Source organism: Janibacter cremeus (genome assembly GCF_013409205.1).
GTDB lineage: Bacteria > Actinomycetota > Actinomycetes > Actinomycetales > Dermatophilaceae > Janibacter > Janibacter cremeus.
Genome location: NZ_JACCAE010000001.1, coordinates 2,491,256 through 2,506,875, shown reverse-complemented (window position 1 = coordinate 2,506,875; position 15,620 = coordinate 2,491,256). Strand labels below are relative to the sequence as shown.

Here is a 15,620-nt window from a genome sequence, read left to right as displayed (position 1 = left end):
ATCACCCTAACGGGGCACTGGTGCCGGGACGCGCTGCGTACTCGCTGCTGCGCGGCTGTCCCGACCGCTGCGCGATGGCGTCCATGGTCTCGTCGGTGATCGCCCGCAGCAACTTGCCCTTGACCAGCTCGGCCTCGAGGGCGGCGACGTCGACCGGCGCAGCGAAGCGCACGGTGACCTTGTGCGGGCGCAGGCCCCTCGTCCCGGCCGGCTGGGCCCGGTCCGTGCCGATGAGCGCGCAGGGGACCACCGGGGCGCGGGAGGCCACCGCGAGACGACCGACGCCGGTGCGTCCCTTGTGCAGCATGCCGTCCCGGCTGCGTGTGCCCTCCGGGTAGATGGCGAAGGCACCCTGTGCCGCCAGGTGCGCCTCGGCGAGCTCGAGCGAGCGCGCCGCGGCCTTCGCGTCGGAGCGGTCCACGGGGATCATCCCGCCGAACTCACCGAACCACAGTCGCTTGACCCATCCGAGGAGGCCGGTGCCCTGCAGGTACTCGGCCTTGCCGAGGAAGCCGACCTTGCGGCCCGTGGCCAGCGGGATCACCATCGAGTCGACGAAGCTGAGGTGGTTGCTGGCGATGATCACCGGACCGGTCGCGGGCACGTGCTCGCGCCCCTCGACCTCGAGTCGCAGGTAGGCCTTCAGCGGCGGACCGACGAGAACCCGACGCAGCAGCCACTCCCCCACCCTGATCGCGATGCCTGCCATCAGGACCTCACTCCCACTCGATGGTGCCCGGCGGTTTGCTCGTGACGTCGAGGACGACGCGATTGACCTCTGCGACCTCGTTGGTGATCCGGTTGGAGATCTGGGCGAGCACGTCACCGGGGACGCGGGTCCAGTCGGCGGTCATCGCGTCCTCGGAGGAGACCGGGCGCAGGACGATCGGGTGACCGTAGGTGCGACCGTCCCCCTGGACGCCGACCGAGCGCACGTCGGCGAGGAGGACGACCGGGCACTGCCAGATCTGCTGGTCGAGGCCGGCCGCGGTCAGCTCCTCCCGGGCGACGGCGTCGGCTCGGCGCAGGATGTCGAGGTTGTGCTCGGTGACCTCGCCGATGATCCGGATGCCCAGACCCGGTCCCGGGAAGGGCTGGCGGTCGACGATCTCGTCGGGGACGCCGAGCTCACGCCCGACCTGGCGCACCTCGTCCTTGAAGAGGGCACGCAGCGGCTCGATCAGCTTGAACTGCAGATCGTCGGGCAGGCCGCCCACGTTGTGGTGGGACTTGATGTTGGCCGCGCCGGAGCCGCCGCCGGACTCGACCACGTCCGGGTAGAGCGTGCCCTGCACGAGCCACTTGACCGGGTGCTCGTCGTCACCGCTGCCGACGACGTCCCGCGCTGCCTGCTCGAAGACGCGGATGAACTCGCGCCCGATGATCTTGCGCTTCTCCTCCGGGTCGCTCACGCCCGCGAGCGCCCCCAGGAACTGGTCCCTCGCGTCGACGACGACGAGTTTGACCCCGGTCGCCGTGACGAAGTCCTGCTCCACCTGCTCCGCCTCGCCCTGACGCAGCAGACCGTGGTCGACGAAGACGCAGGTGAGCTGCTCACCGACGGCACGCTGCACGAGCGCCGCAGCCACGGAGGAGTCGACGCCCCCGGACAGGCCGCACAGCACCCGGTCCTGTCCGACGGTCTCGCGGATGATCGCGACCTGCTCGTCGACGACGTTGTCGGCGGTCCAGTCCGCTTCGAGGCCCGCCCCTCGGCGCAGGAAGTTCTCCAGGACGTTCTGGCCGAAGGTGGAGTGCATGACCTCCGGGTGCCACTGCACGCCGTACAGGCGTCGCTCGTCGTCCTCGAAGGCCGCCACCGGTGCCCCGGACGTGCTCGCCGTGACGCGCATGCCCGCGGGCGCCTCGGTCACGGAGTCACCATGGCTCATCCACACCGACTGCTCGGCGGGCTGGTCGGTGAAGAGGGTCGAGTCCTGATGGCTGACCTGCGCCCGGGTCGAGCCGTACTCGCTCAGCCCGGTCCGCTCGACCGTCCCGCCGAGGGCCCTGACCATCGCCTGGAAGCCGTAGCACATGCCGAAGACCGGGACCCCGGCCTCCAGCAGGTCGCCGTCCAGACCGGGAGCGTCCTGCGCGTAGACGGAGGAGGGTCCGCCGGAGAGGATGACCGCAGCCGGGCCCTTGGCGAGGACGTCGGCCGCCGACATCGTGTGCGGCACGACCTCGCTGTAGATGTTGGCCTCACGCACTCGACGGGCGATGAGCTGGGCGTACTGGGCGCCGTAGTCGACGACGAGGACCGGGGAGGTCTTGAGCGAATCCGTCACGCGGACAGGTTACCGGCCCCTCCCCTACGAACTAGAGCCAGCAGCACTTCATATCAGGGGTGGGTGAGTGGGGTGACCTCACGGACGACGCGACGCTCCTCCACGAAGGCGACGAAGGGGATGCACGCGAGCAGCAGGATCGCGATCATCCGGCCGACCGACCAAGCGACCTTGAAGCCGAGATTGGCCGTGGCGACGGCGAAGACCATGAAGATCAGGCCGTGCACCGGCGACCACCAGGCGAGCACGTCGTTGTCGAAGCCGTACTTCAGGACCATCTCGAGGATGAGGACGAACATCGCCAGACCGGCGACGATCGCGCTCACCCGGAAGAAGGACAACCCGCCCGCGATCGCCCGCGGGTCGGCGCTGACTGCTGCCTGCTTGTCGTGCGTGCTCACGTCACGTGCTCCTTGCTCTCCACGGCCTCGGCCGCTAAGTCACGGCGCGCCGCCTGACGCACCATCTTCGTCCACATCCACAGCGGGAACGCCGCGAACAGCCACCACTGGAACGCGTACATGGCGTTGCGCCACTGCAGCGACGTGTCCGGTAACGGCGGTGGGACCCGCTCGACCCCCTCGACCTGCTCGCGTCCGTCCTCACTGAGAGCGAACGCGAACCCGTTGTAGATCTCGCCCGGCCAGACGTTGACCAGCTTGGCGATGTCCACCGAGGTCATCTCGCCGTCGGCGAGCCCGACACCCTCGTCGGGTGCTTCCTTGGGTGCCAACGAGCCGAGGAGCTCGATGGTGCCCTTCGGGGCCGGGGGCGGGTCCTCCCCCTTCGGAATCCACCCCCGCACCACGGCGAGGTTGGCGCCGGTCCCGGCCACGACGAAGCGGTCGAGGACCCAGGCACCGGGCTGGTCCTTCAGCAGGCGACCGACCACCAGGACCTGGTCGCCGGTGTACTCGCCGGTCGTCGTCACCCGCTGGCCGGACCCGCCGTCGGGGAAGTCCTCGAGGGGCTCCATGAAGTCCTCCAGCGCGACGACCGGACGGTCCTGGATCTCGCGCACCGCGTCGGCCCGGGCCTCGTCGTGCGCGACCGACCATTGCCACCGACCGGCGATGATGAATACGACGCCCATCACCAGCGCCAGGGCGAGCAGCCCCAGAAAGCGAGGGCGAAGAGCGGTCCGGAGCACGTCCTCAAGGCTACGTCTGCGATCCGGGTCACCCGGACGCAGCCCTGCACGCCGCCCGCTGCGAAACCTCAGACAGCGACGTGCGGCATCCCGAGGTTGACCTTCGCACTGGGGTGCGTGAAGTCCTGCACCGCACGGACAAGCGGCGCCACCGGCTCCAGACGCTGGTACGGCTCGCCCTGCGCTGGACGTGGATCGGTCTCACCGACGTTGGGCCACAGCGAGAAGGCCCGCTCGGCCTGCGCGGTGATCGTCAACGACGGGTTGACCCCGAGGTTCGCCGAGACGGCGGACCCGTCGCTGACCGTGATCCCGGGGTGGCCCCACAGACGGTGGTAGGGGTCGATGGTCCCCTTCTCCGGGGAGTCACCGATCGCGACGCCACCGAGGAAGTGGGCGGTGAGCGGGATGTCGAAGGCCTCGCTCCACGTGCCGCCGGCGAAGGTCTCGATGCCGACTCGCTCGGCCAGCCGGTCCGCGATGACCTTGATGCCCCGGTGCCCGGCCTCGATGTAGGTCGGATTCTTCTCGCCGTGCCCCTGGCGCGAGGTCAGGCGGCGGCCACCGAGCGCGCTGCGGCGCAGGGACGTCGTCAGCGAGTTGTCGAGGCTCTGCATGACCAGTCCGATGACAGTGCTGTCCGCGAAATGGACGCCCGGCGGGAACCATGCCTTCAGGGCCGGCAGCTGCGTCGGCAGGGCCGCGAGCAGCTTGACGAAGCGCGGGGTCCGTCCCGTCTTGCGCGGGGCGAGGAGTGTGGTGAGCAGGCCCATCGCGTCCGAGCCCTTGCCGTAGCGCACGTTCTCGATGTGCGTGTCCTCGTCCGGGTGGAAGGACGTGGTGATCGCGACCCCCTTGGTGAGGTCGTCCGCTCCGGTCGGGGGTCGCTCGGTGAGGGCGCCGACGAGTGCTTCGGAGTTGGTGCGCGTGAGCTGACCGAGGGTGTCGCTGACGTGCGGCAGTTCACCGTCGTCCTTCATCCGGTGCAGGAGGTTCTGCGTACCCCAGGTGCCAGCTGCGACGACGACGTGGCGCGCAGTGGTGACGCGGGCAGTCTTGTCGCCCGGCTTGTCGGTTGCCTCGTGGCGCACGCGATAGATCTCCCGGCCGTCGACGTCCGTCCCGGGGACGATCCCGACCCGGGTGACGGTGCGCATCGGCAGGATCTGGGTGCCGAGCTGCTCGGCGAGCGCCAGGTAGTTCTTCATCAGGGTGTTCTTGGCACCGACCCGGCAGCCGACCATGCAGTTGCCGCACTCGGTGCACATCGTGCGCTCGGGTCCGGCCCCGCCGAAGTACGGGTCCGCGACGGTCCGGCCGGGGACGTGCCCCCCTTCGTCCGTCTCGAAGAAGACCCCGACCGGGGTCTTGACGAAGGTGTCGGGCACGCCCATGTCCGCAGCGGCCACACGCATGACGTCCTCGACCGGCCCCTCGCAAGGGTTGGTCATGACGCCGAGCATCGAGCTGGCCGTGTCGTAGTGCGGCTTCAGCTCGGACTGCCAGTCGGTGATGTGCCCCCACTGCCGGTCGGTGAAGAAGACCGGCGGCGGCACGTAGAGGGTGTTGGCGTAGTTGAGCGACCCGCCACCCACTCCCGCGCCGGCGAGGATCATCACGTCCTTGAGCATGTGGATCCGCTGGATCCCGTAGCACCCCACCTTGGGCGCCCACAGGAAGTTCTTCAGGTCCCAGCTGGTCTTCGCGAAGTCCTCGTCCTCGAACCGGCGCCCGGCCTCCAGGACCATGACCCGGTATCCCTTCTCGCTCAGGCGAAGGGCGGCGACGGAACCTCCGAAGCCGGATCCGATGACGAGGACATCCGTGTCCACCCTGCTGTCGACGCCTGCAGCGTGCGCCGTGGTGCTGCTGCTCACTTCATCCCCAGCATCTTCATGGCGCGCAGGCCGACGGTCATGACCTTGCCGTAGGCCGCGTGGCTCATCCCGAACGCGGGTGCGATCGGCATGACGTACTGGGCGCTGATCGTCTGGGCCTCGGTGTACTTCAGGATCCCCTCGGCGCCGTGGCGACGGCCCATGCCCGAGTCCTTCATCCCGCCCATGGGGGCACCCATCGACGCCCACGTCGCGGCGTAGCCCTCGTTGATGTTGACCGTGCCGGTGCGGATGCGCTCTGCGATGCGACGCCCACGCGCCACGTCCGAGGTCCACACAGAGGAGTTCAGGCCGTACTCGGTGTCGTTGGCCAGGGCGATCGCGGCCTCGTCGTCGGCCACCCGGTAGATCGAGACCAACGGACCGAAGGTCTCCTCGTCGCGGCAGCCCATGGCGGCAGTGACTCCCTCGAGGACCGTCGGCTCGAAGACGTAGGGCCCGACGTCGGGGCGGTGCTTGCCTCCGGTCAGGACGGTCGCTCCCTTCGCCACGGCGTCCTCGAGGTGCGCCGTGACCGTCTCGAGCTGGCCCTGGTCGACCAGCGAGCCCATGTCGTGGCCGTACTCGAGCGCGGTGCTCAACGTCATCGCCTTGACGGCGGCGACGAAGCGCGGGACGAATTCGCCGGCGATGCCCTCGTGGACGATGACGCGCTCGGTGGAGATGCACAGCTGGCCGGCGCTGGAGAAGCAGGCGCGCACGGCACCCTCGACGGCCTTGTCCACATCGGCGTCATCGGCGATGTAGACGGAGTTCTTGCCGCCGAGCTCCATGCTGAAGGAGACGAGACGGGCCGCCGCGGACTGCGCGACCTTGCGGCCCGTCGCGGTCGAGCCGGTGTAGCAGACGTAGTCGGCCGAGTCGACGATCGCCTGGCCTGCCTCGGAACCACGGCCGAGGACGACCTGGAAGACGCCCTCGGGCAGCCCGGCCCGTACGAGCAGCTCCACGGCGGCCAGCGCGGTGACCGAGCCCTGCTGGTCCGGGCGCAGCACGACGGCATTGCCGGCCATGAGGGCCGGCAAGGCATCGGTGATGGACAGGCTCAACGGGTAGTTCCACGGCGAGACGACGCCGACGACACCCTTGGGGTGGTGCAGCACGCGGGTCTGGGTGATGACCGGCAGGGCACCCTGCACAGACCTGGGCCGAAGGTGGGCCTGCGCGGTGCGTGCGTAGTAGCGCGCGGCCATGGCGGTGTCGGCGACCTCCTCGAAGGCCTGCACCCGCGTCTTGCCGGACTCCAGCTGGATGAGGTCGAGCAGGTCGACCTGCTTGTCGAGGACGAGGTCGTGGAACCGCAGCAGGATGCGGGCCCGCTCTGCGAAGGGGGTCGCGGCCCAGCGCCCCTGTGCGGCACGGGCGGCGTCCATGGCGCGCGCGACGTCCTGCTTCGTCGACAGTGGCAACGCCGCGATCGGTCCACCGGTCATCGGCGAGGTCTTGGTGAAGGTCTCCGCCGTGGGCGAGGCCACGACCCGACCGGCGAGGCGTCGGGCCCGGCTCGGGTCGACCGCGTACGTCGCAGTGGGGTCCAGCTCTGGGTCAGCGATGGTCTCCGAGGTCATTACCCAAGGGTAGGTCCGTGCGCGTGCGATGGCCACAGGACCTTGGTCACTGAAAGACGCAGCTCGGCTCGGCTCAACTCAGCTCGGCTGGTGCGGGGCGACGACGACCTCGATGCGTTGCAGCTCCTTGACCTCGGTGTAGCCGGTCGTGGCCATGGCCCGACGCAGGGCACCGACGAGATTGGTGGTGCCGTCGGCCGAGCGGCTGGGCCCGAAGAGGACCTCCTCCATCGGCGCCACGGAGCCGACCTCCACCCGGGCACCGCGCGGCAGCTCGGGGTGGTGCGCCTCGGCTCCCCAGTGGAAGCCCCGTCCGGGCGCCTCCGCGGAGCGGGCGAGCGTGGCCCCGAGCATCACGGCGTCGGCACCGCAGGCGATGGCCTTGACGATGTCGCCGCTCGTGCCCAGTCCGCCGTCGGCGATGACGTGGACGTAGCGACCGCCCGACTCGTCGAGGTAGTCGCGCCGCGCGGCGGCAACGTCGGCGATGGAGGTGGCCATCGGGGCCTGGATGCCCAGCGCCTGGCGGGTGGTCGAGGCGGCCCCGCCACCGAAGCCGACGAGCACACCGGCGGCTCCGGTACGCATCAGGTGCAGCGCGGCGGTGTAGGTCGCGGCGCCCCCGACGATGACCGGCACGTCGAGCTCGTAGATGAAGCGCTTGAGGTTCAGCGGCTCGCTGCGGCTGCTCACGTGCTCGGCGGAGACGGTGGTGCCGCGGATGACGAAGAGGTCGACCCCGGCGTCGACGACGGTCTTCCAGTACTGCTGGGTGTTCTGCGGGCTGAGGGCGCCGGCGACGGTGACCCCGGCCTGCCGGATCTCGTGCAGCCGCTCGGTGATCAGCTCGGGCACGATCGGTGCGGCGTAGATCTCCTGCATGCGGGCCGTCGCGCGGGCCGGGTCGAGCGAGGCGATCTCGGCCAGCAGCGGCTCGGGGTCCGCGTACCGCGTCCACAGGCCCTCGAGGTCGAGGACCGGAAGGCCGCCGGCCTCGCCGAAGGCGATCGCCGTCGTGGGCGACATCACGGAGTCCATCGGGGCCGCGATGACGGGCATGTCGAAGTGGTAGGCGTCGATCTGCCAGTCGAGGGAGACCTCCTGGGGGTCGCGGGTGCGCCGGCTGGGCAGCACCGCGATGTCGTCGAAGGAGTAGGCCCTGCGGCCCCGCTTGGCTCGCCCGATCTCGATCTCGTTCACCCTGCCACCCTAGATGGGGGTTGGTGCCGACGCGGACGAGGGCGCATACTTGCATGATCCGTGCATGTACTTCTCGAGTGCGCGGTGGCTCCGGCGGCTCGGCCGTCGCACCCATTTCGCTCTTTGTCTGGAGACACCCGTGTCGGCTCCCGCCCACGACCCATCACTGCTCGAGCAGTACCCTCCGACAATCGACGCAGCGGTCCTGAAGATCGCCGGCGTCGTCGTCCTCGGGTCGATCATGGCGATCCTCGACATCACCGTCGTCAACGTCGCCCTCCCCCACTTCCAGACCGACCTGGCACCCGGAGAGACCCCGCTGGCCTACTCGACCGTCGCGTGGACGGTCACCGCCTACACGCTCGCGCTCGCCAGCGTCATCCCGCTCACCGGCTGGGCCGCCGACCGCTTCGGCACCAAGCGCCTGTACCTGCTGGCCATCGCCTTCTTCGTCGCCGGCTCGACCCTGTGCGCCTTCGCGCCGAGCATCGAGCTGCTCATCGGGGCGCGGGTCGTCCAGGGCCTCGGCGGCGGCATGCTCATGCCACTGGGCATGACGATCATGACCCGCGCCGCCGGGCCGGCCCGCATCGGTCGCCTGATGGCGATCCTGGGGGTGCCGATGCTCCTCGGCCCGATCGGCGGTCCGATCCTTGGTGGCTGGCTCATCGACAACGCCCACTGGCTCGGCCGTCCGAGCTGGACGTGGATCTTCCTGATCAACCTGCCGATCGGCCTCATCGCCCTGGTCTACGCCTCCCTCGTCCTGCCCAAGGACCACACCGAGCCGAGCGAGTCCATCGACCTCATCGGCCTGCTGCTGATGTCCCCCGGGCTGGCCCTCTTCCTCTACGGGGTCTCCTCGATCCCGGAGGCAGGCACCGTGATGGCGACCAAGGTCCTCGCCCCGGCGGTCGTGGGCGCTGTGCTCATCGCGGCCTTCGCGTGGTGGTCGATGAAGCCGCAGCACCCGCTGCTCGACCTACGTCTGCTCGCCAACCGTCAGTTCTCCGTCGCGGCCCTGACGATGTTCCTCTTCGCCGCGGCCTTCTTCGGTGGCCTGCTGCTGATGCCGACCTACTTCCAGCAGGTGCGTGGGGAGAGCACCATGGCGGCCGGCCTGCTCATGGCCCCGCAGGGCATCGGCGCGCTGGTGACGATGCCGATCGCCGGTGCCCTCGTCGACCGCTACCCCGTCGGTCGCATCGTCCCGGCGGGCATCGCCCTGATCACCGGCGGGATGTTCGCCCTGACCCAGCTGACCGACGAGTCGAGCTACTGGGGCTTCGTCATCCCGGCGCTCTTCGTCATGGGTCTGGGCATGGGCGCGACGATGATGCCGCTGATGACGAGCTCGCTGAAGGCCCTCACCGGCGCGCAGGTGGCACGCGGCTCGACCATGCTCAACATCACCCAGCAGGTCGCCAGCTCCTTCGGTGTCGCCATCACCTCCGTCCTGCTCACCCGCGGGTTCAACCAGCACCCGGTCATCGGGCAGGCGCAGGCCTTCGCCGAGGCGAGCGAGGGGGTGAGCGACCCCAGCGCACTGCAGCAGCTGCTGGCGACGTTCCCCGAGATCGCCGACATCGCCGCCGGCCTCTCCGATCCTGGTGCCCTCGGCGGCGCCATCCACTCCGCGGTGACCAGCGCCATGGCCGAGGCCTTCGCCTCGACCTACTGGGTCTCGGCGTTCCTGTGCCTGGCGACCCTCGTCGTCGCGGCCTTCCTTCCCCGCAAGCGCGAGGCGAGCCACATGCTCGACGAGGCGCCGCAGGAGGACGCGCCGGTCGTCCTCCACTGAGGCGACCGCCTCAGGCGTCAGGGCGAAGGGGGTGACCCCCGGAATCGCGCGTCGCGCCCGGTCGTTGGGAAGATGGAGACGACCACCACCACGGAAGGACCACGCATGCCCAGGATCAGGGCGGCCGCCGTGCTCACCGCCGTCGAGTCCGCTCGGCGGTGGGCGCACCAGAACCCCGACAAGGCCACCGGGTACATCGACAAGGCCACCGGCTTCATCGACAAGCGCACCAAGGGCAAGTACCACAGCCAGATCGGTGGTATCTCCAGTCAGGCGAAGAAGGCCTTCACCGGCCAGCAGGGCGTCTCCGGGACTACCGTTCCCGGCGAGACCACGGGGCGCACCGACCGTCCGTACCCGGACATGCGGGCCTGAAGCACCCCCTTCGCCGTCCGGCTCAGGCCTCGCTCGTCTCGAGGACCCGCAGCACGTTGCCGTGTGCGAGTGCGGTGAGGTCGGCGCGTGACCAGCCCCGCTCGGCGAGTGCCGTCAGGAGGGCCGGGTAGGTCGAGACGTCCTCGAGGCCGACGGGTGTCTCGTCCACCCCGTCGTAGTCGGCACCGATCCCCACGTGCTCGATGCCGACGACCTCGCGCAGGTGCGTCAAGTGCGCGACGACGTGCTCGATCGTGGCCACCGGGTCGGGCAGGACGTCGGTGCGCCCGAGGGACTCGTCGGCGCGCGCCTGGTTGACGAACTTCGGCACGACGTTGGCCATGACGATCCCGCCGTTGGCGGGGATGCGCTCCAGGACGTCATCCGGGACGTTGCGCGGGTGGTCGCAGATCGCCCGCGCGCCGGAGTGGCTGAACATCACCGGCAGCCGCGTGGCGTCGAGCGCGTCGTGCATGGTCTCGGCGCTGACGTGGGAGAGGTCGACGACCATGCCGAGGTCGTTCATCGCCGCCACGACCTCCCGGCCGAAGTCGGTCAGGCCCCCGTGCACCCGCTCGTCGGTCGCCGAGTCCGCCCACTCGGTGTTGTCGTTGTGCGTCAACGTCATGTAGCGAGCGCCCCTGGCCGCGAAGGCCGCCAGCGTCTCCAGCGACCCTGCGATGGAGTGGCCGCCCTCCATGCCGATCAGTGCGGCGTGCTTCCCGTCGCCCCACGCCGACCGCACGTCCGCGGCGGTGCGGGCAGGGACCATCTCCTCGTACCGGGCGCACAGTGCCTCCACGAAGTCGATCTGCTCGTGGGTGGCCGCCACCGCGGCGTCACCGGCGAAGGAGCACGGCACCCACACCGACCACAGCTGGGCGGCCAGACCCCCTTCGCGCATCCGCGCCAGGTCCGTGTGCAGCTGCGGCTGGGACTGCGCGATGTCGCAGGCGTCGAGGTCGTACCCGGCGAGCTCACGGTGGTGCCACGGCAAGTCGTTGTGGCCGTCGAGGACGCGGATGCGGGCGCTGCTCGTGCTCATCCCTCCAGTCAACCACCTGCTGACGGCAGGGGTGTCCCGTCCGCCGTCGCACGGGCATGCTGGGCACATGTACCCCGGACCCCACAACGCAATCACCGACGTCCCCGGCGTCCGCGTCGGCCACACCACCCGTGACGAGCCCGGGTGGCTGACCGGTACGACCGTTCTCGCGCCCCCGGTCGGGACCTGCGCGGGCGTGGACGTGCGCGGCGGTGGCCCCGGCACCCGCGAGACCGACGCCCTCGCCCCGAGCAACCTTGTCGACGCGGTCGATGCGGTCGTGCTCTCCGGGGGCAGCGCCTTCGGCCTGTCCACCGCGGACGGCGTCGTGCAGGCGCTCGCCGACGAGCAGCGGGGCTGGCCCACGGGCGGCCCGGGGCAGATCGTGCCCATCGTGCCGGCCGCGATCCTCTTCGACCTCGGGCGAGCGGGCACGTGGCGCAACCATCCCGGTTCGGCGGACGGGCGGGCAGCCTACCTCGGGGCCACGTCCGGCCCGGTGGACGAAGGGGGTGTCGGCGCCGGCACGGGAGCACGCGCCGGTGGTCTGCACGGCGGCATCGGCACCGCGAGCCTCGTCCTCGACTCCGGGGCGACCATCGGCGCCTTGGTCGCGGTCAACGCCGTGGGGTCCCCCCTTCGTCCGGACGGGCGGTTGCTCGCCGAGGACCTCCTCGTCCCCGGCGAGGTCGACGTCCCCGACCCGGACCCCGCTGCGGTACGACGCCACCGGGCTGCTCGGCAGGCCGAGGCGGCAGCCCTGCGAGCGGGGATGGCGACGACCCTGGCCGTCGTCGCCACCGACGCCACGCTCGACAAGGCGGGCTGCACCGGGCTCGCCCGCGTCAGCCACGACGGCTTCGCCCGGGCCCTGTCCCCGGTGCACACCGCCTTCGACGGGGACACCGTCTTCGCGCTGTCGACGCGGGAGCGGCCGGCGCCCTCTCCCCTCGACCTCATGGCGCTGCAGTCCGCGGCCGCCGACTGCATCAGCCGGGCCATCGTGCGGGCCGTGCTCGCGGCCGGCAGCGTCGACCGCGCAGCCGACGGCGGAGCCTCCCTGCCCGGGTACCGGGACACGATGGGGGCGTGACCACACGGCGGTGGCCACGCCCCGATCGAGGGCCGGCAGCAGGTCAGACGGAGTAGTTCGGCGCCTCGACCATGCCCTGCAGGTGGTGCGGGTGGCTCTCCTTGAGGGAGGCCGAGGTGATCCGCACGAACTTGCCCTTCGTCTGCATCTCGGGGACCGTCCCGGCACCCACGTAGAACATCGACTGCCGCAGTCCACCGACCATCTGGTGCGCGACCTGGGAGAGGGTGCCGCGGTAGGCGACCCGTCCCTCGACCCCCTCGGGCACCAGCTGGTCGTCGCTGGCGACCTCGGCCTGGAAGTAGCGGTCCTTGGAGAAGGACTTCTTGCCGCGCGAGCTCATCGCACCGAGGCTGCCCATGCCGCGGTAGGCCTTGAACTGCTTGCCGTTGACGAAGATCAGCTCGCCGGGGCTCTCCTCGCACCCGGCGAGCAGGGAGCCGACCATCACGCTCTCGGCTCCGGCGACGATCGCCTTGGCGATGTCACCGGAGTGCTGCAGGCCACCGTCGGCGATGACCGGCACGCCGGCCGGACGCGCGGCCAGGGATGCGTCGTGGACGGCGGTGACCTGCGGGGCTCCGACACCGGTGACGATGCGCGTGGTGCAGATCGATCCCGGTCCGACGCCGACCTTGATCGCGTCGACCCCGGTGTCGATGAAGGCCTGGGCGCCCTCGCGGGTGGCGACGTTGCCGCCGATGACCTGCACGTGCTTGGTCGCGGGGTCCTTCTTCAGGCGTGCGCACATCTCGAGGAGGAGCTTGACGTGCCCGTGCGCGGTGTCGGCGACGAGGACGTCCACCCCGGCATCGATGAGCGTGGTGGCCCGCTCCCAGGCGTCACCGAAGTAGCCGATCGCGGCACCGACGAGCAGGCGGCCGTGCGCGTCCTTGCTCGCATCGGGGAACTGCTCGCTCTTGACGAAGTCCTTGACGGTGATCAGACCGGCGAGGCGGCCGCTGTCGTCGACGATCGGCAGACGCTCGCGCTTGTGCTGGCGCAGTAGCAGCGTGGCGTCCTCGTGGGAGATGCCGACCGGGGCGGTGATCAAGGGCATCGGTGTCATGACCTCGTGGACCTTGGTGCTCGCCCACTCGGCCACGGGGGTGAAGCGCAGGTCACGGTTGGTGATGATGCCGATGAGGACCTCGTCATCGTCGACGACCGGTAGACCGGAGACTCGGTACTCCCCGCAGATCGTGTCGAGCTCCTCCAGGGTGGCACCCGGGCCGATGGTGATCGGGTTGGTGATCATGCCGGTCTGGGTCCGCTTGACGAGGTCGACCTGGTAGGCCTGGTCCTCGATCGACAGGTTGCGGTGCAGCACACCGATACCACCCTGCCGGGCCATGGCGATGGCCATCCGGGACTCGGTCACGGTGTCCATCGCGGCGGAGATCAGCGGCGTGCGCAGGCTGATGCCGCGAGTCAGTCGGCTGGTGGTGTCGAGGTCACCCGGGGCCAGCTCGCTGTAGCCGGGCAGCAGCAGCACGTCGTCGTAGGTCAGACCGACCTTCGCGAAGGGGTCGTGGCCCGGGGCCCCGGAATTGTCACGGTCGATCGAGTCACGCACGTCCATCTCCCTATCGTATGGCACCGTGGTTCCGCCTCCTGACGTGACCATTTCCTGACGAATCCCCATGGATCCGGAAGGAAGCCTTACTTTGTCCTCGCCCCCCGCTGGCTGAAATCTCCTTAGGTTTGTCAGCAGAAATCGTCTGGGACGTGCGGTGGACGTGCGTCCTCGCACCAGCACCAAGGGGAACAAAGCCATGGCCATTCACAGGAATCCACGAGGTCCGGTCGCCGACCTGTGGGAGTGGCAGTTCGAGGGCGCGTGCCGCGAGACCGGCAGCGAGTCGTTCTACCACCCGGACGGCGAGCGTGGAGCCGCTCGCCGGCTGCGGGATGCCGCTGCCAAGGAGGTCTGCAGCACCTGCCCCGTCATCGACGCGTGCCGCGAGCACGCCCTGGCCATCCGCGAGCCCTTCGGGGTCTGGGGTGGCATGTCCGAGGAGGAGCGCGCCGCCCTGCTCGCCGATCGGGACGTGCAGCGAGCGGGACTCGCCGGCTGAGCCCACCCCCTACGCTGGTGGTGTGACTTCCGCCGAGCCCGTCCACATCCGCGACGAGTCGATCCGCCTGGGCCAGCTCCTCAAGCTCGCCGGGCTGGTCGAGGACGGCGCGATGGCCCGTGCGGTCATCGCCAACGGCGAGGTGAGCGTCGACGGCCGACCGGAGTTGCGCCGCGGGGCCCAGGTCCGCGCCGGCAGCATCGTCGGCCATGCCGGCCAACAGATCGAGGTCGTCACCGGGGAGCCGGAGGTCGACGTCCCCTGGTGACCTCTCCCTGATGGGAGAGGGGCGCCCTGCGCGGCTGGTCCTCGATACGGGTGCGGACGAAGGGGGATCCCCCCTGCTCCCGCACACGTGGGTGGCTCAGTGGCTGCCGAGCATCCAGTCCAGGGCCTGCTCGACGTGGATCTCGGTGGTGTCGTGCATCGGTACCGGGGAGTCGTCCTCGTCGACGAGCAGGCTGATCTCGGTCCCGGCCAGGACGATGCCCTCGGCGCCGCGGCCGGCCATGCCCTGCAGGACCTGCCGGAAGGTCTTGCGGGAACCGTCCTTGATGATCCCGTGGACGAGCTCCTCGTAGATCACCCGGTCGACCTCGCCACGCTCCTCCTGGCGCGGGAGGATCACCTCGATGCCGCGCTCCTGGAAGGGACTGGTGTAGAAGTCGTGGGCCATCGTCGTCGCCGTGGCGATGAGCCCGACCTTGCGCTGGCGGGCGCCCTGTACCGCGGTGGCCGTGGCCTCGGCGATGTGCAGGAAGGGGAGATCGACGCTCGCGCTGATCTGGTCGGCGACGGCGTGCATGGTGTTGGCGGCGACCAGGATGCCCTCGGCTCCCCCGGCCTGGAGGCTGCGGGCGCCCTCGATGAGGATCTGGGCCATCGCGTCCCAGTCGCCGGCGTTCTCCGCGTCGTCGATCGGCTGGAAGTCGACGCTGTTGATGAGCACCCGGGCACTGTGCAGGCCACCGAGTCGGGCGTCGACCCCCTCGTTGAGACGGCGGTAGTACTCCGCCGTCGCCGACCAGCCCATGCCGCCGAGAACTCCCAGAAGACGCATGACCCAAGAGTAGGTCAGGCGACCTCCCAGCGGGGTGGCCGGTTCCGCATGCCGAACCGGT

General features: G+C 70.1%; 15 protein-coding genes. 5 read left to right on the top strand and 10 right to left on the bottom strand.

What is annotated here, in order from left to right; genetic code table 11:
* Nucleotide 1 precedes the first annotated feature (1 nt).
* The 7 genes from BJY20_RS11905 to BJY20_RS11875 all read right to left on the bottom strand — a co-directional run bounded on the left by BJY20_RS11905 (nt 2) and on the right by BJY20_RS11875 (nt 8,107).
* Nucleotides 2-709 (bottom strand): lysophospholipid acyltransferase family protein, encoded by a 708-nt coding sequence (locus BJY20_RS11905; RefSeq protein WP_185991733.1) that lies wholly within the window; start codon nt 707-709, stop codon nt 2-4.
* A 7-nt stretch (nt 710-716) separates the two neighbouring features.
* Nucleotides 717-2,291: a glutamine-hydrolyzing GMP synthase gene (gene guaA / locus BJY20_RS11900; protein ID WP_185991732.1), complete on the bottom strand. Its 1,575-nt coding sequence runs from the start codon at nt 2,289-2,291 to the stop codon at nt 717-719.
* Between the two features lie 53 nt (nt 2,292-2,344).
* Complete coding sequence (locus tag BJY20_RS11895; protein ID WP_185991731.1) at nt 2,345-2,692, bottom strand: DUF3817 domain-containing protein; 348 nt, start codon at nt 2,690-2,692, stop codon at nt 2,345-2,347.
* Nucleotides 2,689-3,441 carry an SURF1 family cytochrome oxidase biogenesis protein gene (locus BJY20_RS11890; RefSeq protein ID WP_185991730.1) on the bottom strand — a complete coding sequence of 251 codons (753 nt, stop codon included), beginning with the start codon at nt 3,439-3,441 and terminating at the stop codon, nt 2,689-2,691. The genes BJY20_RS11895 and BJY20_RS11890 overlap by 4 nt, the downstream gene beginning before the upstream one ends.
* Nucleotides 3,442-3,509: 68 nt before the next feature.
* The gene (locus BJY20_RS11885; RefSeq protein ID WP_343062872.1) at nt 3,510-5,318 is read right to left on the bottom strand and encodes a GMC family oxidoreductase N-terminal domain-containing protein; all 1,809 of its coding nucleotides are present in this window, start codon (nt 5,316-5,318) and stop codon (nt 3,510-3,512) included.
* A complete protein-coding gene (locus BJY20_RS11880) occupies nt 5,315-6,907 on the bottom strand; it encodes a succinic semialdehyde dehydrogenase (RefSeq protein ID WP_185991729.1) in 1,593 nt (530 codons plus the stop codon). The genes BJY20_RS11885 and BJY20_RS11880 overlap by 4 nt, the downstream gene beginning before the upstream one ends.
* Before the next feature lie 78 nt (nt 6,908-6,985).
* Nucleotides 6,986-8,107 (bottom strand): GuaB3 family IMP dehydrogenase-related protein, encoded by a 1,122-nt coding sequence (locus BJY20_RS11875; protein WP_185991728.1) that lies wholly within the window; start codon nt 8,105-8,107, stop codon nt 6,986-6,988.
* Nucleotides 8,108-8,246: 139 nt separating this feature from the next.
* Between BJY20_RS11875 and BJY20_RS11870 the strand changes: the two genes are divergently transcribed.
* Nucleotides 8,247-9,908: a DHA2 family efflux MFS transporter permease subunit gene (locus tag BJY20_RS11870; protein WP_343062871.1), complete on the top strand. Its 1,662-nt coding sequence runs from the start codon at nt 8,247-8,249 to the stop codon at nt 9,906-9,908.
* 105 nt (nt 9,909-10,013) lie between these two features.
* Entirely contained in the window at nt 10,014-10,283 is a 270-nt protein-coding gene (locus BJY20_RS11865) for an antitoxin (protein WP_185991726.1), read from the top strand.
* Nucleotides 10,284-10,305: 22 nt separating this feature from the next.
* Here BJY20_RS11865 and BJY20_RS11860 read toward each other — a convergent pair whose 3' ends face one another.
* Complete coding sequence (locus BJY20_RS11860; protein ID WP_185991725.1) at nt 10,306-11,328, bottom strand: dipeptidase; 1,023 nt, start codon at nt 11,326-11,328, stop codon at nt 10,306-10,308.
* A 67-nt stretch (nt 11,329-11,395) separates the two neighbouring features.
* Between BJY20_RS11860 and BJY20_RS11855 the strand changes: the two genes are divergently transcribed.
* Nucleotides 11,396-12,421, top strand: a complete 1,026-nt coding sequence (locus BJY20_RS11855) for a P1 family peptidase (RefSeq protein WP_185991724.1) — start codon at nt 11,396-11,398, stop codon at nt 12,419-12,421.
* A 43-nt stretch (nt 12,422-12,464) separates the two neighbouring features.
* Here BJY20_RS11855 and guaB read toward each other — a convergent pair whose 3' ends face one another.
* Nucleotides 12,465-14,003, bottom strand: a complete 1,539-nt coding sequence (gene guaB, locus BJY20_RS11850) for an IMP dehydrogenase (protein WP_185991723.1) — start codon at nt 14,001-14,003, stop codon at nt 12,465-12,467.
* Between the two features lie 193 nt (nt 14,004-14,196).
* On the opposite strand from guaB, the gene BJY20_RS11845 reads away from it, so the two are divergent.
* Both BJY20_RS11845 and BJY20_RS11840 read left to right on the top strand, forming a co-directional pair.
* On the top strand, nt 14,197-14,499 hold the full coding sequence (locus BJY20_RS11845; RefSeq protein WP_185991722.1) for a WhiB family transcriptional regulator: 303 nt from the start codon (nt 14,197-14,199) through the stop codon (nt 14,497-14,499).
* Nucleotides 14,500-14,521: 22 nt separating this feature from the next.
* Nucleotides 14,522-14,767, top strand: a complete 246-nt coding sequence (locus tag BJY20_RS11840) for an RNA-binding S4 domain-containing protein (RefSeq protein WP_185991721.1) — start codon at nt 14,522-14,524, stop codon at nt 14,765-14,767.
* Nucleotides 14,768-14,863: 96 nt separating this feature from the next.
* On the opposite strand, the gene BJY20_RS11835 is transcribed toward BJY20_RS11840, so the two are convergent.
* Nucleotides 14,864-15,559, bottom strand: a complete 696-nt coding sequence (locus BJY20_RS11835; RefSeq protein WP_185991720.1) for an aspartate/glutamate racemase family protein — start codon at nt 15,557-15,559, stop codon at nt 14,864-14,866.
* Nucleotides 15,560-15,620 lie beyond the last annotated feature (61 nt).